At 62.5% G+C, this 16,622-nt stretch carries 15 protein-coding genes; 11 read left to right on the forward strand and 4 right to left on the reverse strand.

Annotated features, from left to right (window positions below; genetic code table 11):
• Positions 1–26 precede the first annotated feature (26 nt).
• Positions 27–1,889: a glucans biosynthesis glucosyltransferase MdoH gene (gene mdoH / locus HPQ64_RS01375; protein ID WP_172886606.1), complete on the reverse strand. Its 1,863-nt coding sequence runs from the start codon at positions 1,887–1,889 to the stop codon at positions 27–29.
• A gap of 106 nt (positions 1,890–1,995) precedes the next feature.
• Between mdoH and HPQ64_RS01380 the strand changes: the two genes are divergently transcribed.
• Genes HPQ64_RS01380 through HPQ64_RS01395 form a run of 4 tightly spaced genes read left to right on the forward strand, consistent with a single transcriptional unit; the run spans position 1,996 to position 5,328 of the window.
• Positions 1,996–3,027 (forward strand): zinc-dependent alcohol dehydrogenase, encoded by a 1,032-nt coding sequence (locus HPQ64_RS01380; protein ID WP_172886607.1) that lies wholly within the window; start codon positions 1,996–1,998, stop codon positions 3,025–3,027.
• A 24-nt stretch (positions 3,028–3,051) separates the two neighbouring features.
• Positions 3,052–3,453: a 6-pyruvoyl trahydropterin synthase family protein gene (locus tag HPQ64_RS01385; RefSeq protein WP_172886608.1), complete on the forward strand. Its 402-nt coding sequence runs from the start codon at positions 3,052–3,054 to the stop codon at positions 3,451–3,453.
• 16 nt (positions 3,454–3,469) lie between these two features.
• Positions 3,470–4,522: a glycosyltransferase family 4 protein gene (locus tag HPQ64_RS01390; RefSeq protein WP_172886609.1), complete on the forward strand. Its 1,053-nt coding sequence runs from the start codon at positions 3,470–3,472 to the stop codon at positions 4,520–4,522.
• Complete coding sequence (locus tag HPQ64_RS01395; RefSeq protein ID WP_172886610.1) at positions 4,519–5,328, forward strand: methyltransferase domain-containing protein; 810 nt, start codon at positions 4,519–4,521, stop codon at positions 5,326–5,328. Before HPQ64_RS01390 ends, HPQ64_RS01395 begins: the two co-directional genes overlap by 4 nt.
• A gap of 2 nt (positions 5,329–5,330) precedes the next feature.
• Here the strand turns inward: HPQ64_RS01395 and HPQ64_RS01400 are convergent, their stop codons facing one another.
• A complete protein-coding gene (locus HPQ64_RS01400) occupies positions 5,331–6,170 on the reverse strand; it encodes a RibD family protein (protein WP_246270239.1) in 840 nt (279 codons plus the stop codon).
• A gap of 241 nt (positions 6,171–6,411) precedes the next feature.
• On the opposite strand from HPQ64_RS01400, the gene HPQ64_RS01405 reads away from it, so the two are divergent.
• Positions 6,412–6,957 (forward strand): cytochrome b, encoded by a 546-nt coding sequence (locus HPQ64_RS01405; protein WP_172886611.1) that lies wholly within the window; start codon positions 6,412–6,414, stop codon positions 6,955–6,957.
• Between the two features lie 73 nt (positions 6,958–7,030).
• On the opposite strand, the gene pcaF is transcribed toward HPQ64_RS01405, so the two are convergent.
• Positions 7,031–8,236 (reverse strand): 3-oxoadipyl-CoA thiolase, encoded by a 1,206-nt coding sequence (gene pcaF / locus HPQ64_RS01410; protein ID WP_172886612.1) that lies wholly within the window; start codon positions 8,234–8,236, stop codon positions 7,031–7,033.
• Positions 8,237–8,582: 346 nt separating this feature from the next.
• Between pcaF and HPQ64_RS01415 the strand changes: the two genes are divergently transcribed.
• From HPQ64_RS01415 to HPQ64_RS01435, 5 genes are read left to right on the forward strand one after another with little or no spacing between them, the layout of a single operon-like run.
• Positions 8,583–8,840 (forward strand): acyl carrier protein, encoded by a 258-nt coding sequence (locus HPQ64_RS01415; protein ID WP_172886613.1) that lies wholly within the window; start codon positions 8,583–8,585, stop codon positions 8,838–8,840.
• A complete protein-coding gene (locus tag HPQ64_RS01420; protein WP_172886614.1) occupies positions 8,840–10,021 on the forward strand; it encodes an acyl-CoA dehydrogenase family protein in 1,182 nt (393 codons plus the stop codon). The genes HPQ64_RS01415 and HPQ64_RS01420 overlap by 1 nt, the downstream gene beginning before the upstream one ends.
• Before the next feature lie 5 nt (positions 10,022–10,026).
• Positions 10,027–10,935 (forward strand): amino acid--[acyl-carrier-protein] ligase, encoded by a 909-nt coding sequence (locus HPQ64_RS01425; protein ID WP_172886615.1) that lies wholly within the window; start codon positions 10,027–10,029, stop codon positions 10,933–10,935.
• Between the two features lie 31 nt (positions 10,936–10,966).
• Positions 10,967–11,965: a DUF1839 family protein gene (locus tag HPQ64_RS01430; RefSeq protein ID WP_172886616.1), complete on the forward strand. Its 999-nt coding sequence runs from the start codon at positions 10,967–10,969 to the stop codon at positions 11,963–11,965.
• 12 nt (positions 11,966–11,977) lie between these two features.
• On the forward strand, positions 11,978–14,491 hold the full coding sequence (locus HPQ64_RS01435) for a glycosyl hydrolase 2 galactose-binding domain-containing protein (protein ID WP_246270241.1): 2,514 nt from the start codon (positions 11,978–11,980) through the stop codon (positions 14,489–14,491).
• Here the strand turns inward: HPQ64_RS01435 and HPQ64_RS01440 are convergent.
• Positions 14,476–15,744: a lipopolysaccharide biosynthesis protein gene (locus HPQ64_RS01440; RefSeq protein WP_172886617.1), complete on the reverse strand. Its 1,269-nt coding sequence runs from the start codon at positions 15,742–15,744 to the stop codon at positions 14,476–14,478. The two genes, HPQ64_RS01435 and HPQ64_RS01440, sit on opposite strands and share 16 nt — an antisense overlap.
• Positions 15,745–15,922: 178 nt before the next feature.
• Here HPQ64_RS01440 and HPQ64_RS01445 point away from each other — a divergent pair, with 178 nt between their 5' ends.
• Positions 15,923–16,603, forward strand: a complete 681-nt coding sequence (locus HPQ64_RS01445) for a polysaccharide deacetylase family protein (RefSeq protein WP_172886618.1) — start codon at positions 15,923–15,925, stop codon at positions 16,601–16,603.
• Positions 16,604–16,622 lie beyond the last annotated feature (19 nt).

The following is a 16,622-nucleotide window of genomic DNA, read 5'->3' on the forward strand; positions in this document are numbered from 1 at the left end:
GGACGAGAAGGCTTTGCCGGGAGCCCTCAGGCGTCGGCCTTCACAAGGTCCGGCTTGTAATCCGGCACCGTGCCGGCTCCGAGCGCCGTCAAGGCCCCGAGGCGCAGAGGAAGCAGGCAATTGGGAGCTTCCTGCTCCTCCGGGATCCGCCACAGCGAAGAGGCGAGCGCAAGCCGCCCGGCCTCGCGGCGCGCCGTCAGAAGCGCGAAGGGAACAGCCAGCAAAGGCCCAAGGACCACCGGCAGAAGCGGCAGGACGAGCGCCCAGGACTGGTTCGCCGTCCAGAGAATACCGGCGGCGCCGAACAGGGCTTGCGGCCAGAGCTTCGATACCGTCAACCGCAGGGGAAGCCCGTGCGGGCTGCGCGCCTGCGCGCCCCATCCCATCGCCCGGCCGAAAGGGAGACCGGCGATGAAGACGGAAACGGCCACGGCCATGATCGGCGCGAGCAGCGCGGAAAAGGCGATTTCGCCCGCCGTGCCCGCAACGACACGCAATCCGCCGCCAAAGCGCTTGCGCAACTTCCTGTCGGCCAGAATATCCAGCACCGTCGCGATCTTCGGGGCAAAGACCATCGTCATGATGATGCAAAAGAGCGCAAAGCCCGTCGTCGCGTCGAACTGCAGCATCTGGTCGCCGCCGACGACCGCAAGCGTGGCCGCGAGCGCCATGAAGATGAGCCAGGCGGGAGAACTGACGAACATCAGGATCGCCAGCACGAGCTGTATGCGGCTGGTAGCCTTGATGCCGGACAGGCCCAGAAGCTTCAGATACTGAAGATTGCCCTGGCACCAGCGCAATTCGCGGCGGATGAACTCCAGAAGATCCGGCGGGTTTTCCTCGAAGCTCTCCGTTTCGAGGGGAAGCACGCGAACCTCGTATCCGGCGCGGCGCATCAGGACCGCCTCGACCTGGTCGTGGCTCAGGATCGGGCCCGAAAGCGGGCCTTTACCCGGCAAAACCGGCAGGTGACACGCCTCGATGAAGGGTTTCAGCCGAAGCACAGCGTTGTGCCCCCAGTAGGGGCCGCAATCGCCCTGCCACCAGGCGCTGCCGGTGGTGTAGGAGCGCATGCCGAGACGCATTCCGAACTGGAATACGCGCGCGAACGCGCTTGTCGTCGGCATGCCGACGACAAGGCTCTGCAGGATGCCAAGGCGCGGGTTCGCCTCCATCCGCCGAACCATGTCGAGAATAGTCGAGGCGGACATGAAACTGTCGGCATCGAGCACCAGGGCATAGTCGTGACTGTGGCCCCAGCGTTCGCAGAAATCGCGGATATTGCCCGACTTGAAGGCGAAATTATCCTTGCGGCGGCGGTAGATCACCCCCATGTCGCCGCGCCAGCGTTCCGCGAGGTCGGCAAATACACGCTCCTCGCGCGCGGCGACGATCTCATTCGACGTGTCGCTGAGGACGTAAAACCGGAAAGCGCCCGCCTCGCCGCTGCGAACCAGATCGGTGATCATCGCCTCGAGGTTGGCGGCCACCGCATCGACATCCTCGTTGCGGATGCAGGACAAAACGGCGGTGGAAGAGGAAAGCGGCAAGCTCTTGTCCCCTACCGCGACCGGGCAGACCCTGGCGACCGGATCTTTGGAAAGGCGCATGACAAGGAGGCCGACGACGGCGTTCCAGAAGCCGATCACCGTCCAGGGAAGCGTGGCGGCGAAGCAGACCAGCATCGCCCCTTCCCCCCAGCTTATGCCGTTCGTGGAAAGGGTAACGCTCATGAGCGCGATCAGGCCGGCCATGGAAGAAAGCACGAAAGCCGCGAAGACCAACCGCCTGAAGGCCATGGGATTGCGCCGCGATGCAGCTTCGCCTTCCGGGTTGCCGGAGGCGTTCTCTCCCACGAGCTCGCGGGCGGGGATTTTAGCTGAAAGCATGTTACGCGCCATTAAAACCAACTCTTTTTGTATTCAGCCCGACACTGTGGCTGTTTCGAGGCCTGATTGATGCGATATACGGGGCAAAACCCGCACAGGATTTACGATGCAGCGCAATCAGCCCGAACGCCCGTCCGAAAACGCTCCAGATAGCGCGCAAGCGCTCTGGTACGTCGCGCCCGGCAAGCTGGAGCTGCGGCGCGAGGACCTGCCCGCGCCCGCGCAAGGCGAATTGCGCGTGCGCACGCTCTTCAGCGGGGTAAGCCGGGGCACCGAAAGCCTCGTCTTTCGCGGCCGGGTTCCGCAAAGCGAATGGCAGCGCATGCGCGCGCCCTTCCAGGCGGGCGATTTTCCCTATCCTGTCAAATACGGCTACGCCTGCGTCGGCATGGCCGAAGCGCAGGAAACTGCCGGCAGCGCCCGGCCCGTCTTCGTGTTGCATCCCCATCAGGATCTGTTCAACGCCCCCGTTGGCTCGCTTGTTCCCGTTCCGGAGGGCATACCCTTTGCCCGTGCGGTACTTGCAGCAAATTTAGAGACTGCACTCAATGGGTTATGGGACGGATCGCCATCACCGGGGGATCAAATTACCGTGGTCGGAGGCGGCGTGGTCGGGCTTTTGGCCGGCTGGCTCGCCGCTTCCATTCCCGCTACGTCAGTTACACTGATCGACGTGAATCCGCAAAAGGAATCGATCGCGCGCACGCTCGGCATGCGCTTCGCAACGCCCGGTAATGCCGACGGAAACCAGGATCTCGTGATCCACGCGAGCGGACGCGCTGAGGGCCTCAACACCGCGCTCGAACTTGCCGGAATGGAGGCGACCGTCCTGGAAATGAGCTGGTATGGGGATGCGCCTGTAAGCGCCTGCCTGGGCGGCGCGTTCCACAGCCGCCGCCTGACCCTGAAGTCGAGCCAGGTCGGACGCATTCCCGCCGACCGCCAGGCACGCTGGACCTTCCGCCGCAGAATGGAGACCGCGCTATCACTTCTTCGTGACGATAGGTTAGATGCCCTTCTCGAACCGGCTATTCCCTTCCACAAGCTGGCTGAGGAACTGCCTGACGTCCTGTCGGGAACGCGCGACGCCCTTGCCCAGGTCGTCTCCTATCCCCGACGTTCCGCCAAACGCCCCTGAAAATCACCCGAGGAGTTACGCCCCATGCACGCCGTCGAGGTCCGCGACCACATCATGATCGCCCATTCCTTCAAGGGAGACCTGTTCGGCCCGGCGCAGGCGCTGCATGGCGCGACCTTCGTGGTGGACGCGGCCTTCTTCTCCCGCGAGCTCGACGAGAACGGCGTGGTAATCGATATCGGCCGCGCCCATGAAGTGCTGAAGGAAATCCTCGCGCCGCTGAACTACAAGAACCTCGACGAGGTGCCGGAGTTTTCAGGGAAAAACACGACAACGGAATTCCTGACCCGCCATATCTTCAACCGTTTGAGCGACGCCGCGAAGGCGGAACAGCTGGGGCGAAAGGCCGGCGAGATCGCCACGATCAGGGTCACACTGCATGAATCGCACGTCGCGCGCGCCTGGTACGAGGGCGCGGTCGGCTGATGCCGGATAACCTTCGATGAGCGAAACGATCCACTTTCTCTATCCGGGCGACATCGACACGCCGACCGGCGGATACGCCTATGACCGCCGGCTGATTTCGGCGATGCGGGAGGAAGGTGTGCTTGTGCAGGCGGCCTCGCTTGGCGAGGGCTATCCCGCGCCTTCCAACGCGGCCCTGGAACGCGCGGCGGCGGCATTCGCGAAAATGGCGGACGGGAGCACGGTGATCGTCGACGGCCTCGCCTTCGGCGTTCTGGACGAAATCGCCCATGCTCACCGAAACCGGCTGAGGCTGATCGCACTCGTCCACCATCCGCTCGCGCTAGAGACCGGGCTCGACGCAAGGCGAAGCGAGGTTCTGAGGCGAAGCGAGACACGGGCCCTTTCCCTGGCACATGCCGTGATCGCAACCAGCCGGGCGACCGCCGATATGCTGGTCGCGGAATTTGGCGTTCAGAAAGAAAAAATAACCGTGGCCGAACCCGGGTTCGATCGGGCCGAACCGTCGCGCGGCCGCAACGACGGGAAGGTGGGGTTGATTGCCGTCGGTTCAGTGGTGCCACGCAAGGATTACGCAACCCTCGTCGCAGCGCTTGCCCGCCTGACCGACCTGCCGTGGCATCTCGATATCGCCGGAGATGACACGCGCGATACGGAATACGCGGCTTCAATCCGGCAGATGGTCGAAGCAAATGGCCTGCCGTCCCGCATCACGCTGCATGGCGCGCTTTCCGCCGAAGCGCTCGATGAGCTCTATGCGTCCGCCGATATTTTCGCGCTTACAACCCGTTACGAAGGTTACGGGATGGCGTTCGCCGAGGCGATGATGCGCGGGCTTCCGGTGGTCGCGACCGGCGAAGGTGCTGTGCGCGACACCGTGCCGGAAAGCGTGGGGTTCGTGCTTGCCGGAGGCGACGCCGAGGGCGTCTCCAGGGCGTTGTCGAAGCTGATCGCAGACGCTGGCCTGCGCGCGACCCTGCGAATGGCCGCGATGAAACACGCGAAAAGCCTGCCGGCGTGGCGCGATACGGCGCAATCGGTCATCACCGGAATCAAGGAAACGCAATGAGCGGATTTTCAAGCGAGTGGCTTTCATTGCGCGCACCGGCGGATGCGCGCGCGCGCAACGAGGACGTGATATCCGCCTTTCTCGAGAGGCTGCCGCAAAACCGGCCGCTTCACCTTGTCGATCTCGGCTCGGGAACCGGGGCGACAGTGACGGCGTTTGCTCCGCGGATCGCGGGAAAACAGCGCTGGACGCTTCTCGACAATGACAAAGAGCTTCTCGAAATCGCCAGCCGCCGGGCACATGAATATACCAACCTGGAAATCGAAGCCTCGGTTGCGGACCTTTCGCGCGGAATTGACGCGGGCGCGCTTGAGCAAGTCGACGCGGTGACGACCTCCGCGTTTCTCGACCTCGTCCCGGCGAAATGGATCGATGATCTTGTAGACACGCTTTCCGAACGGCGGCTTCCGTTCCTGGCTTTCCTGACCTACGACGGGCGAGCAAGGCTCGATCCGCCCCATCCCTTCGACGAGACGATCCGCCTTGCCATGAACCGGCACCAGAAGACCGACAAGGGGCTGGGCGCAGCGCTTGGCCCGGATGCCGCGCAATATGCGCTGCAGCGGTTCATCGCGGCGGGATTTACGGCTATCGCAGGCGCTTCGGACTGGCATTCATTGAAGCAGGAAACACCCTTCCAGACCGCGCTGCTCGATGGCTGGGCGAATGCCGCGCGCGAAATCGGCGAAGAAGAGGACGAAGTGAATGCGTGGCGCGAAGAACGACAGCGGCTGCTTGATGCGGGCAGCCTGACATCGACGGTCGGCCACATCGATTTCGCGGCGTTTCCAGCGAAATCAGGCTGACGTCAAGCCGTTCCGCCGGTCGGCCTGCCCCCGGAAAAATCGCAGTCGATCAGAATTTCCTCGCCCAGACGATGCATTGTCGTGCGCGGGCGGATCGCCTCGTCGATGCGCTCGATGGGCGGAAGCTGAAGCCCCGTGGGCCCAGCGCCAATGATCATTGGCGAGACCAGCAGATGCAGCCGGTCAAGCGAACAGCTCGTCAAAAAGCGGGAAATCGTAGCCCCGCCGCCCTCGATCAGAACCCGGCGAAAGCCCTGTTCGGCGAGCAGCGCGCGGATGGCTTCCGGATCGAAGCCCTCATCGGAAATGGAAAGCCGCAACACCTCCACATTGTCCGGCGTCTCTGGCGCGGCGTCAGGTCCCGTGATCAGGATGCACCTTGCATCGCCGGTGCAAAGGCTCGACCAGTCGTGCAGGCGGCCGCGCGGATCGATGACGACACGCGCCGGATTCCTGCCCTGTACGCGCCGCACGGTCAGGCGCGGCCTGTCGAAAAGGGCCGTCCCGACACCCACAACGACGGCGTCGCAGACCGCGCGCAGGCGATGGAGATGAGCAAGACAGGCTGCGCCGTTGATATATTTCGAATGGCCGGTGACCGTCGCGATGCGCCCGTCCAGCGACTGACCAAGCTGGCCGATCATCAGCGGCTTTGAGGAAATGTCGAGGAGCGGCTGAAACAGCGCCTGCCAACTCTCCGGCAGTTTTCCCGCGCCGTTGTCGAAAGCGGTCAGAACCTCAGCCCAACCATCGTCCGATATCTCGGGTAAAGGAGATGACGCAGGAAAACCACTTTCCATGACCGTCGACGGTCCCAAAGCCATCGCCTGTTTCTCACGCAACTTACTACTCCGGATATCTGACTGAAGGTTTCTTCCGCGCCCTCTGCCGCGAAAGCCAATAAAGCAAATATCAAATCGCCGTGATCCGTGGTTTCTACGCGAGGGGAAGGAAAAACGATCACCGGTCGCGAAGGCTTGATTGAAACAAGCCGGGCGCGAATGCTTCAGGTGTGTCGAATAACCGCAAAACGCCCTAGACTCAGGAACAGGGTGAAAAAGGCGAATGCTCGGGAGGGTTCGAATGACAGTGACGGCAGAGGCAAAAGGTTTCGTCTACACGCCAACAGCGCGCATATTTCATTGGGTCACGGCCATTCTGGTTCTGGCGATGGTGCCGGCGGGCATCACCATGGTGAACATCGGGCCGGGCAAACTTCAAAACACGCTGTTCGACTTTCACCGTTCGACGGGCGTGGTCCTGTTCGTTATCACCGCCGCGCGCCTCGCCTGGCGGCTGACGCACCCGCCCGCCCCGCTAAGCACCGATATCCCGAGGTGGCAACGCAGGGCCGCGCGCGCGACGCATGTCCTTTTATATGTCGTGCTGCTGGGAACGCCGCTTCTAGGCTGGGTGGCAACCTCGGCCTATCCGGCCGCCATTCCGGTCTACGGGCTTTTCACGCTGCCGCCGATCATCGGCCCGAACCGGGAGCTTTCGAATGCTCTTTTCAATATCCATCAGGTGATCGGCATCATCTTCAGCATTGCCGTGGTCATTCACATCGCAGCGGCGCTCCATCACCGGCTCGTGCTGAAGGACGACGTCATGACCCGGATGACCGGATAGAAAAGCAGAAAAGCTGGGCGGGTTTCATCCCGCACAGCTTTCCTGAATCTGTCTTTCCATGGCGAAAGAAGGCTCAGACCGCCTCGATGAGGCTGGCGATCCCCTGCCCGACGCCGATGCACATGGTGGCCAGCGCTCGTTTACCCCCGCGCGTCCTGAGTTCAAGTGCCGCCGTGCCGACAAGGCGCGCACCCGACATGCCGAGCGGATGCCCGATCGCGATCGCACCGCCATTCGGGTTCACATGCTCGGCGTCATCGGCAATGCCGAGGTCGCGAAGCGTGGCAAGCGCCTGTGCGGCGAAAGCCTCGTTCAGTTCCACCACATCGAGATCGCCAACATCGAGGCCCTGCCGCGCCAGAAGCTTTTTCGAAGCCGGCGCAGGACCTATGCCCATGATGCGCGGCGGCACGCCCGCGACCGCTCCTGCGACGATCCGCGCGATTGGCGTGAGGCCGAAGCGCTTCACCGTGTCTTCCGAGGCGATGAGAAGTGCCGCCGCGCCATCGTTCACGCCGGACGCGTTGCCTGCGGTCACCGAGCCCCCCTCGCGGAAGGGTGTGGGAAGCGTGCTGAGCTTTTCGGCCGTCGTGCCCGGACGCGGATGTTCGTCCTTCGACACAATGACGGGATCGCCCTTGTGCTGGGGAATGGTGACGGGGACGATCTCCTGCGCAAGGCGCCCGTTTTCCTGCGCGGCGACCGCGCGCGCCTGGGACCGCGCGGCGAAAGCATCCTGATCGGCACGCGAGATATTGAAATCCTCGGCGACGTTTTCCGCCGTCTCCGGCATGGAATCGATGCCGTATTGCTTTTTCATCAGCGGATTGACGAAACGCCAGCCGATCGTGGTGTCGAATAGTTCCGCGTTTCTGGAAAAGGCGGTCGTCGCCTTCGGCATGACGAAGGGCGAGCGGGACATGCTTTCCACCCCGCCGGCAATGATGAGGTCCGCCTCGCCGGTGCGGATCGCGCGCGCGGCCATCAACGCCGCATCCATGCCCGACCCGCAAAGCCGGTTGATGGTGGTGCCCGGAACATCGACGGGTAAGCCCGCAAGAAGGACGGCCATGCGCGCCACGTTACGGTTATCCTCACCCGCCTGGTTGGCGCAGCCGAATATGACGTCATCGACTTGCGACCATTCGACACCGGCGTTGCGCTCAGACAGCGCGCGGATCGGGATCGCCGCCAGATCGTCGGCGCGAACGGAGGAGAGCACTCCGCCGTAACGCCCGATCGGCGTGCGCGCGTAATCGACGATATATGCCTCTCGCATGGCTATCCTCCCGAAATCTTCCTGTCGTGCAGCCGTGGTCTAGCCGAAGCGGGTCGGCCTGAACAGACGCAATCTAATAATTGACTGACCGAACGGTCAATTAATTTCCGCTTCTGAATTCCAATATCGCCGATTTCGCCGGATCATGCTTCTTCGATCGGCCTGCGCCTCGTCGGGCAAAGCTGAACATTCAGGTAGTAACTAACGATAAACGTTAACTGTTTTTAACCTGTTTTTTCCTTGGTCACTTTAACGTTTCTAAATCCCAACTCTCGATACTCACGCAAGGTTCACAATGAACCGCCGCCGAATTTTCAGCTCGAGGTCAAGAAGAGAGAGTTGCGTCATGAGCACTGCGGAAACGGTTCGCAAGATCGTCGCCACGCACGGAAAGCTGCCCGTCGATGTCGGTACGATTGCCGACGACGGCGACCTTTACAGCGCCGGACTGTCTTCCTTCGCATCGGTGCAGCTTATGCTCGCGATCGAAGAGGAATTCGACATTGAATTCCCCGAGACGATGCTCAACCGTGGCACTTTCGCCTCTATCGCGTCGATCGCCAAGGCTGTCGACACGATTTCGGCCGAGCAGCAGGCCGCGTGATGAATATCGTCACCAAAGCCGTAGCGGCAGAGCTTTCCGACCGTGCCCGGCGCGCCGCCAAGGTGGCGGGCGAATTCGCCGACGCTGTCGACCGCGAGGGCCGTTTCCCGCGCGAAGGCATGGATGCGCTGAAAAACGAGCGCCTGATGAGCATTCAGGTCCCGGGCGAACTCGGCGGCGAAGGCGCGAGCATGCAGGAAATCGCCGAGGTCTGCGCGATCCTGGGTCAGGCTTGCGCATCCACCGCGATGACCTACGCCATGCACCAGATCCAGGTGGCAAGCATCGTCGGCTATTCCGGCAACAGCGCCTGGCATGCGGATTTCCTGAAGCGGCTTTGCGACGAGCAGGTGCTGATCGCTTCCGCAACCAGCGAGGCCGGCATCGGCGGAAACCTGCGCAACTCCGTCTGCGCGATCGAGGTGGACGGCGATACGGTGCGCCTTGAGAAGGATGCCACCGTCATTTCCTACGGCGAGATGGCGGATGCGATCCTCATCACTTCGCGCGCTCACAAGGATGCGCCGCCGAGCGACCAGGTCAGCACGCTTTTCCTGAAAGGCCAGTACACGCTGGAGCATACCCGCGACTGGGACACCCTCGGCATGCGCGGCACGTGTTCCGACGGTTACATCTTCCGCGGCGAAGCGCCGAAGGAACAGATCCTGCCCCGACCATTCGCGGAAATCGCGGCGGAATCCATGCTCGCCGTCTCGCATCTTCTGTGGGGCGCGCTGTGGTACGGGATCGCGGCGGATGCCGTAAACCGCGCGCAAAGCTTCGTGCGCGCCGCCGCCCGCCGCCAGCCGGGATCAACCCCTCCGGGCGCGTTGCGCCTTGCCGAAGCCTCCAGCCTGTTGCAGCAGGTCAAGGGCAACGTGGTCGCAGGCCTTCGCCAGTTCGAGGAGGCGAAGACCGACGCGAACAAGCTTTCGGCCATGAGCTTCGCCGTTGCCATGAACAACGTGAAGGTCGGCACGTCCCAGACGATCCTGACGATCATCAACCACTGCATGCTGATCAACGGGATCATGGGCTACAAGAACGGCACGCCATACAGCCTCGGCCGGCACCTTCGCGACGCCCATTCCGCGCAGCTGATGATTTCCAACGACCGGATCCTCGGCAACACCTCGACCATGCTCCTGGTTCACAAGCAGGACACAAGCCTGATCGGATAAGACCCATGGACGCGCAAACTTCCTTTCTCGACAAGCTCTTCGACCGGGGCCTCCTTCATTCCTCCGGTGTCGACGGGCTTTACGCCAGAAGCGGCGCGTTCGAGGACGTCATCCGCCGTTTCGAGGACTATGTGCTGAAGATCGGCGAGGACGAGACATCGGAAGCAATGGTCTTTCCGCCCGGCATGACGATGGCCGACTTCGAGACGAGCGGCTACATGAAGAACTTCCCGCAGCTTGCGGGCACCGTGCACGCCTTCTGCGGCGACCACCACGGCCACATGGGCCTTCTGGAATGCATGGCGACCGGCAAGGACTGGACGGAAGGCCAGAAGCGCACCGACCTCGCGCTGACCCCCGCCGCCTGCTATCCGCTTTACCCGATTTTGGCCCGTCGCGGAGCGCTGCCGGAGGGCGGCGTGACGGTGGCGCTGCAGTCCTACTGCTTTCGTCATGAGCCGTCGAAGGATCCGGCACGCATGCAGATGTTCCGCCAGCGCGAATACGTGCGCGTGGGCAATGCCGACGAGGCGATTGCGTTCCGCGAAACCTGGAAGCGGCGCGGCAAGGAAATCATGGACGCGCTGCAACTGCCCGCCCATGTAGATGTCGCCAACGACCCCTTCTTCGGCCGGGCCGGCAAGATGCTGGGCGCAAGCCAGCGCGAACAGGAGTTGAAGTTCGAAATGCTGGTGCCGATCACCTCCTCGGAAAACCCGACAGCCTGCATGAGCTTCAACTACCACATGGACAATTTCGGCAAGGCCTGGGGCATCACCCGCGCCGACGGCGAACCGGCCCATACAGCCTGTGTCGGCTTCGGGCTGGAGCGGCTTACGCTCGCGCTCTTCCGCCATCACGGCCTTGAGATCGAGGACTGGCCGGACGCCGTCCGCGCCACGCTTTGGGGCTGAGCCGCAACAACCGAGCAGGGACGAAGACCATATGCCGAAGCTCTTTCCGGCGCTCGATCCGGCAGATTATCCGCGCCACGCGCTGCATGCGTCGAACCGCGACTGGCCGGAAACGAACTGCTATCTGGACGTCTGGATCGAGCTTCTGAACGCTCTCGACCTGCCGCCGGAAGCAGCGCTCGGCTACTCGATCACGCAGGATTTCGAGGGCGACCAGTTCACCTTCTTCAAGGTGCCGCTCGAGGACCTGGAAACGCTGTACGGTATCCGCGTTACCGAGCTTGCGATTTACGACCGGGTTGAAAATCACGTTCTGGAACAACTAAGACGCGGACGCGCGACGCTGGTGGAGGTCGACAGCTTCTTCCTGCCGGACACCCATGGCACGTCCTATCGCACCGAGCACGGCAAGACGACGATCGCCGCGAACCGCCTCGATATAGAAACCCGTTCGATGGATTATTTCCACGGGCTCGGCCTGTTCCGGCTTGAAGGCGAGGATTTCGACGGCATCTTTCAGCGCGGCGAATTCGCCCGCGACACCGCCTTCCTGCCCTATACGGAGTTTGTCAAATTCCCAGATGAACCGACGGACCGTGCGAAACTGCCGGAGGCCGCGCTCGACCTTCTTTCGCATCATCTCGGCCGGCGCCCGGCCGAAAATCCGATCGCGAAATTCACGGATGTCTTTCCCGGCCAGGTCGAGGAAGTGGCCGAGCGCGAGTTCGGCTTCTTCCACCTTTATGCCTTCAACACGCTGCGTCAGCTCGGTGCCAATTTCGAATTGTTCTCAAGCCATCTGGCCTGGTTGACGGCCCAGGGCGCGGGCGATTTTTCCGAAGGCGAAGAATCTGCCAACGCCATATCGCAAACCTGCAAGATCGTGCAATTCCAGCTTGCCCGGGCGCTCGCGCGCAGGAAATTCGACAGGCTCGCGCCCGCTCTCCTGCCCGCCGTGGAGGCGTGGGACAGTCTCGCAAAAAGCCTGGAAACCCGCGTTTCCCCCAAAGCATCAAGCCGGGCGGCGTAACGGGTTCGAGCCATGCCATCTGAGGGAAGCAGGAAGAAGACGGTCCGCAGGATCCCGCTTGACGGATCGCGGATCGAGCCCCTGACCGGGGGCTGGTCGATAACCGTCGCCGCTTCCGGCGAATGGCAGATGCCGGCGGAAATTCCCGCCGATACCGAATGGCACGCCGCCCGTGTGCCCGGCACGGCGGCGCAAGCGCTGAGCGACGCCGGGCTTTACGATACGGATAATCCGGCCCCGCTCCACGACAAGGACATCTGGTATCGCGCCCGCATAAGCTCGCGCGCGACCGGCCGTCATATCCTTGTCTTCGAGGGGCTTGCGACGATCGCAGAAGGCTGGCTCGATGGCGAGCCGATCCTGATTTCCGACAGCATGTTTGAAGCTCAGGAGGTGGAAGTCGAGCTTTCGGGAGATGCCGAGCTTGCCCTCTGTTTTCGCGCGCTGGAGCCGCATCTTTCCCGCAAAGGCCCGCGGGCGAAATGGCGCACGCAGCTTGCGAAATCCCAAGGCCTCAGGCTGATCCGCACCACGCTTCTGGGCCATATGCCGGGCTGGTGTCCCGGAATTCACGCCGTCGGCCCCTGGCGGCCGATCAGCCTGATTTCCGCACAAGACACCTTCGCCGAAATCACGGAAATCCGCTCAGGCCTGCTTGAGGACGGGGCCGGCCGGCTGGAAGTCTCGCTGACGCTTCCAGGCGAATATCAGGATGCCCGCCTCGCCTGCGCCGGCCAGATGGCCGAATTCGCCCGCGATCAGGCTGGCGTTCTGACCGCTGTCATCGATATCCCCGACGTCGAGCCATGGTGGCCGCACACCCACGGAAACCCGAGGCTTTACGACGTCGCGCTCGTCCTTGGCGACGAGTTGATCCACATCGCCCGCACGGGCTTTCGCCGTATCGAGGCCGAGCGGGGTGCGGACGGCAAGGAATTCGCGATCAGGATCAACGGCGAGCGCGTCTTCTGTCGGGGTGCGGTCTGGACGAACGCCGATCTGCTTTCGCTGCCGGGCGACAGGGAAAACTATCGGCCTTGGCTTGAGCTTGCGCGCGAAGCGAATATGAACATGCTGCGCGTCGGCGGCACAATGGTCTATGAAGCACGCGCCTTTTTCGAGCTATGCGACGAACTTGGCATCCTCGTCTGGCACGACTTCCAGTTCGCCAATTTCGACTATCCGGTGAAGGATGCGCAATTCGCCGGGAAGGTTTATCGCGAGGCCGAAGCCTTTCTGCTGGCAACGCAAGGCTCTCCATCCTTCGCGGTTGCCTGCGGCGGCAGCGAAATCCTGCAGCAGGCTGCGATGATGGGTCTGCCGGCCGAGCGCTGGAGCGGGCCGCTGACAAACGAAATCCTGCCCGAAGCGGCAGCACGGCACCGCCCGGACGTCGTCTATGTCGAAAACTCGCCGTCGGGCGGTGCCATGCCGTTTTCGCCCAACGAAGGCGTGACCCATTATTTCGGCGTCAGTGCCTACCGTGCGCCGATAGAGGACGCGCGCCGGGCGGAGGTAAAATTCGCCGCCGAATGCCTGGCGTTTTCCAATGTGCCGGAGCCCGCGACTGTCGAAGCGCATTTGCCTGCCGGCATCGGCCACAGCCCGGAATGGAAGGCGCGCGTGCCGCGCGACCGGGGTGTGGGCTGGGATTTCGAGGACATCCGCGAGCATTACGTCGAATATCTCTACGACGAAAAGCCGCTCGATCTGCGCTACGGCGACCCTGAACGCTATCTCGACCTCGGCCGCGCGGCGGTGGCCGAAGTCATGGAAGCGGTTTTCGCCGAATGGCGGCGGAAAGGCTCGCCCACGTCAGGCGGGCTTATCTGGAACTACCAGGATCTTTCACCCGGGCTCGGCTGGGGTGTGGTCGATGCGACCGGCGAGCCGAAATCCGCATGGTATGCGCTGAAGCGCGCCTTCCGTCCGCTCCAGATCTCCTTGACGGACGAGGGAACCAACGGTCTGGCGGTTCATTTGATAAACGACACGGCGGACTTGCGCCCGGTTACGGTCGAACTCGCCTGCCTCAGGGAAGGACGGATTCCCGTGGTGTCCGGATCGCTGGACATCGACCTTGCGTCCCGCTCGGCACACTCCGTCGCCGCTACGGAAATCATCGGCGCCTTCTTCGACGTGACTTACGCCTTCCGCTTTGGCCCGCCCTCGCATGACGTTACAATTGCGCGCCTTGTCGACAGGCAAACGGGGCAAGAGATCGCGCAAGGCTTCCACTTCCCGCTCGGGCGTCGACAGGCTCTGAACCGCCCGGAAATCTCGGCAACGCTGGAGGCGTCCTGCGACGGCGCTACCGTGCTGCGGCTTTCCTCGGATTGCCTTGCCCAATCCGTCCATATTCGCGATGACGGCTTTCGTCCGTCCGACAACTGGTTCCACCTTGCGCCGGGCCGCGAAAAATGTATCCAGCTGACGAGGCGAGACGGGATTTCCGCCGGGCGCCAGCCCGCAGGCGAAATCGCTTCGCTCGGCTCAAGCCGTCGTTTCACCTATTCCGCAGGCTGACGAACGCCGCTCGACCTCACCAGAAATGCCCATGTCGCGCCGACGAGCCCGACCTGAAGCAGGAGCCTTGCAACGCCCGCGCCGAAGAGCCCGCCAAGCTCCGCTCCGATCCAGATCGCCGGGATCATCAACACGCTGGTGATGACGAGAAGCGTGATACGCAGCGCCTGGCGGCCGACCGCGCGCAGGATATCCGCGCCGATACCCGAAAGCCCCATGAGAAGCGGATAAAGCGCCAGAAGCTTGATGATTTCGGGCGTTCCGTCGAAATCATGACCGATCAGCAGCGGCACGAAGTCGGCTCCGATAAAAAGCGCGATGGCGACGGAGATCGAAATCGCCAGCGAAAACGGCAGCAGCTTGATGCCGAAGCCTACGCTGTCGGCATCGCTTGACGCTGCGTTCCTGAAATGACGGGTGTAGGTGGCGTAGAGCAGCGCCCTGACCGGAGCGGAGGCGGCATCGACGATCTTGAAACCAGCGGCATACTGGCCGGCGGCTTCCGGGCCAAGCGCCTGTGCGACCGTCGGCTTGTCGAGGTCGCCGACACTGCCGATCGCCAGAAACTCAAGGCAATACTGGAGCCCGAGCTTCAGGTCTCCCCAAACGACGTTCAAGCGCGGCAGCCCGCATATCGCAAGGACGAGCGTCAGGGCAATGCCCGCGCTCAACGCGGAGGCAGCCAGATACCACCATGCCCAGGCTTCCAGTGTCAGCTTGTCGAGAACGACAATCGCCAGCCCGAGAAAGGCGGCGCGCGCGGCTGCGATGAACACATTGCAGAAAAGTTGCAGTTTCGCCCTGTCGAAAGCCATGAAGGCATTGGCGCAGACACCGTTTATGCGCCCGAAAACAAGATGCGAAACGACGATTGCGATGAGCGGCGCCCAGGCCAGTTCGTCGCCGACGAGGTAATGGCCGACGACAACGACCGCCAGCCCGACGACCGGCAAGGTCGACGCGATCATGACGACGGCATGGCCGAAATAACGCGAAAACGCTTTCGGATCGACGGCGACGCGCTGGATCATCAGGTGATCGGACCCAAGCCCGATGATCAGCACGCCGATTATGCCGACGCTCGACAGCGTGACGAAAAGGCCGTAGCCGCCCGCACCCAGATAGCGCGAAATCATAAGGAAATAACCGAACTGGATAACCAGTTGCAGGCCGAAATTGAACGTATAGGTGATGGTGTTGCGGGCGAGCGGAGAAGAGCGCAATTGCCCGATTTGGCTTGCAAGCCTTCTCATATGCCCTTTCCGCCGCCTCGTGAAATTGTTGCGGCCGCCGTTCGCTCCCCGCTCCGAGCAGGTCGTCACGCGCCGCGGACTGTTTGATTCCGTTAGGTCCGTTCGCCGCCATGAACGCATAACAACATTAAGATTTCCTCGCCATGATGTGCGGCAGGTATAGTCCCTGGAGCCGCGAATGCTGGCGAGCGAGCTTTACATAACCTTTCACGGCATCGGCGAGCCGCGCGTGCCTCTGGCGCCCGGAGAGGAGCGTTATTTCGTCTCGCGCGAGCAATTCGAGATGGCGGTGGAAACGCTTCACGGACTGGAAGAACGCTACGCAATTCGCGCAAATATCACCTTCGACGACGGAAATCTGTCAGATTTCGAGGTTGGCCTGCCGGTCCTTCAAAAACACGGGCGAAAGGGCCGTTTCTTCGTGCTCGCCGGACGTATCGGCAAGGAAGGCTATCTCTCGGCCGGTCAAATCCGCGAACTTGCAGCGTCTGGAATGGAAATCGGCAGCCACGGATACGATCATGTCGACTGGCGCGGGCTCGACCAAAAAGGCAGACAAAGGGAATTCACCGATGCCAGGCGGAAGATCGAGGACGTCCTTGGAAAGCCCGTCATGACGGCCGCCCTTCCCTTCGGCGGCTTCGACCAGCATGTGCTGGCCCATCTGAAAACGGCCGGTTTTCAGCGAGTTTTCACAAGCTCCCAAGGACTTGCGATGAGGGGAAGCTGGTTTTGCCCGCGCCGGTCGCTGACCCGCGATTTCGATCCGGCGAGCGGCCTTGCCGAAATCGTGAAGCCGCCGGCGAAATTCAAGGGCGTGGCCTATGCGCTCGCGCGGCGACTCCGTTACCGCTTCTAACCAAATTATACGTTGCGGC

The organism is Hongsoonwoonella zoysiae, assembly GCF_013266695.1.
GTDB classification, from domain to species: domain Bacteria; phylum Pseudomonadota; class Alphaproteobacteria; order Rhizobiales; family Stappiaceae; genus Hongsoonwoonella; species Hongsoonwoonella zoysiae.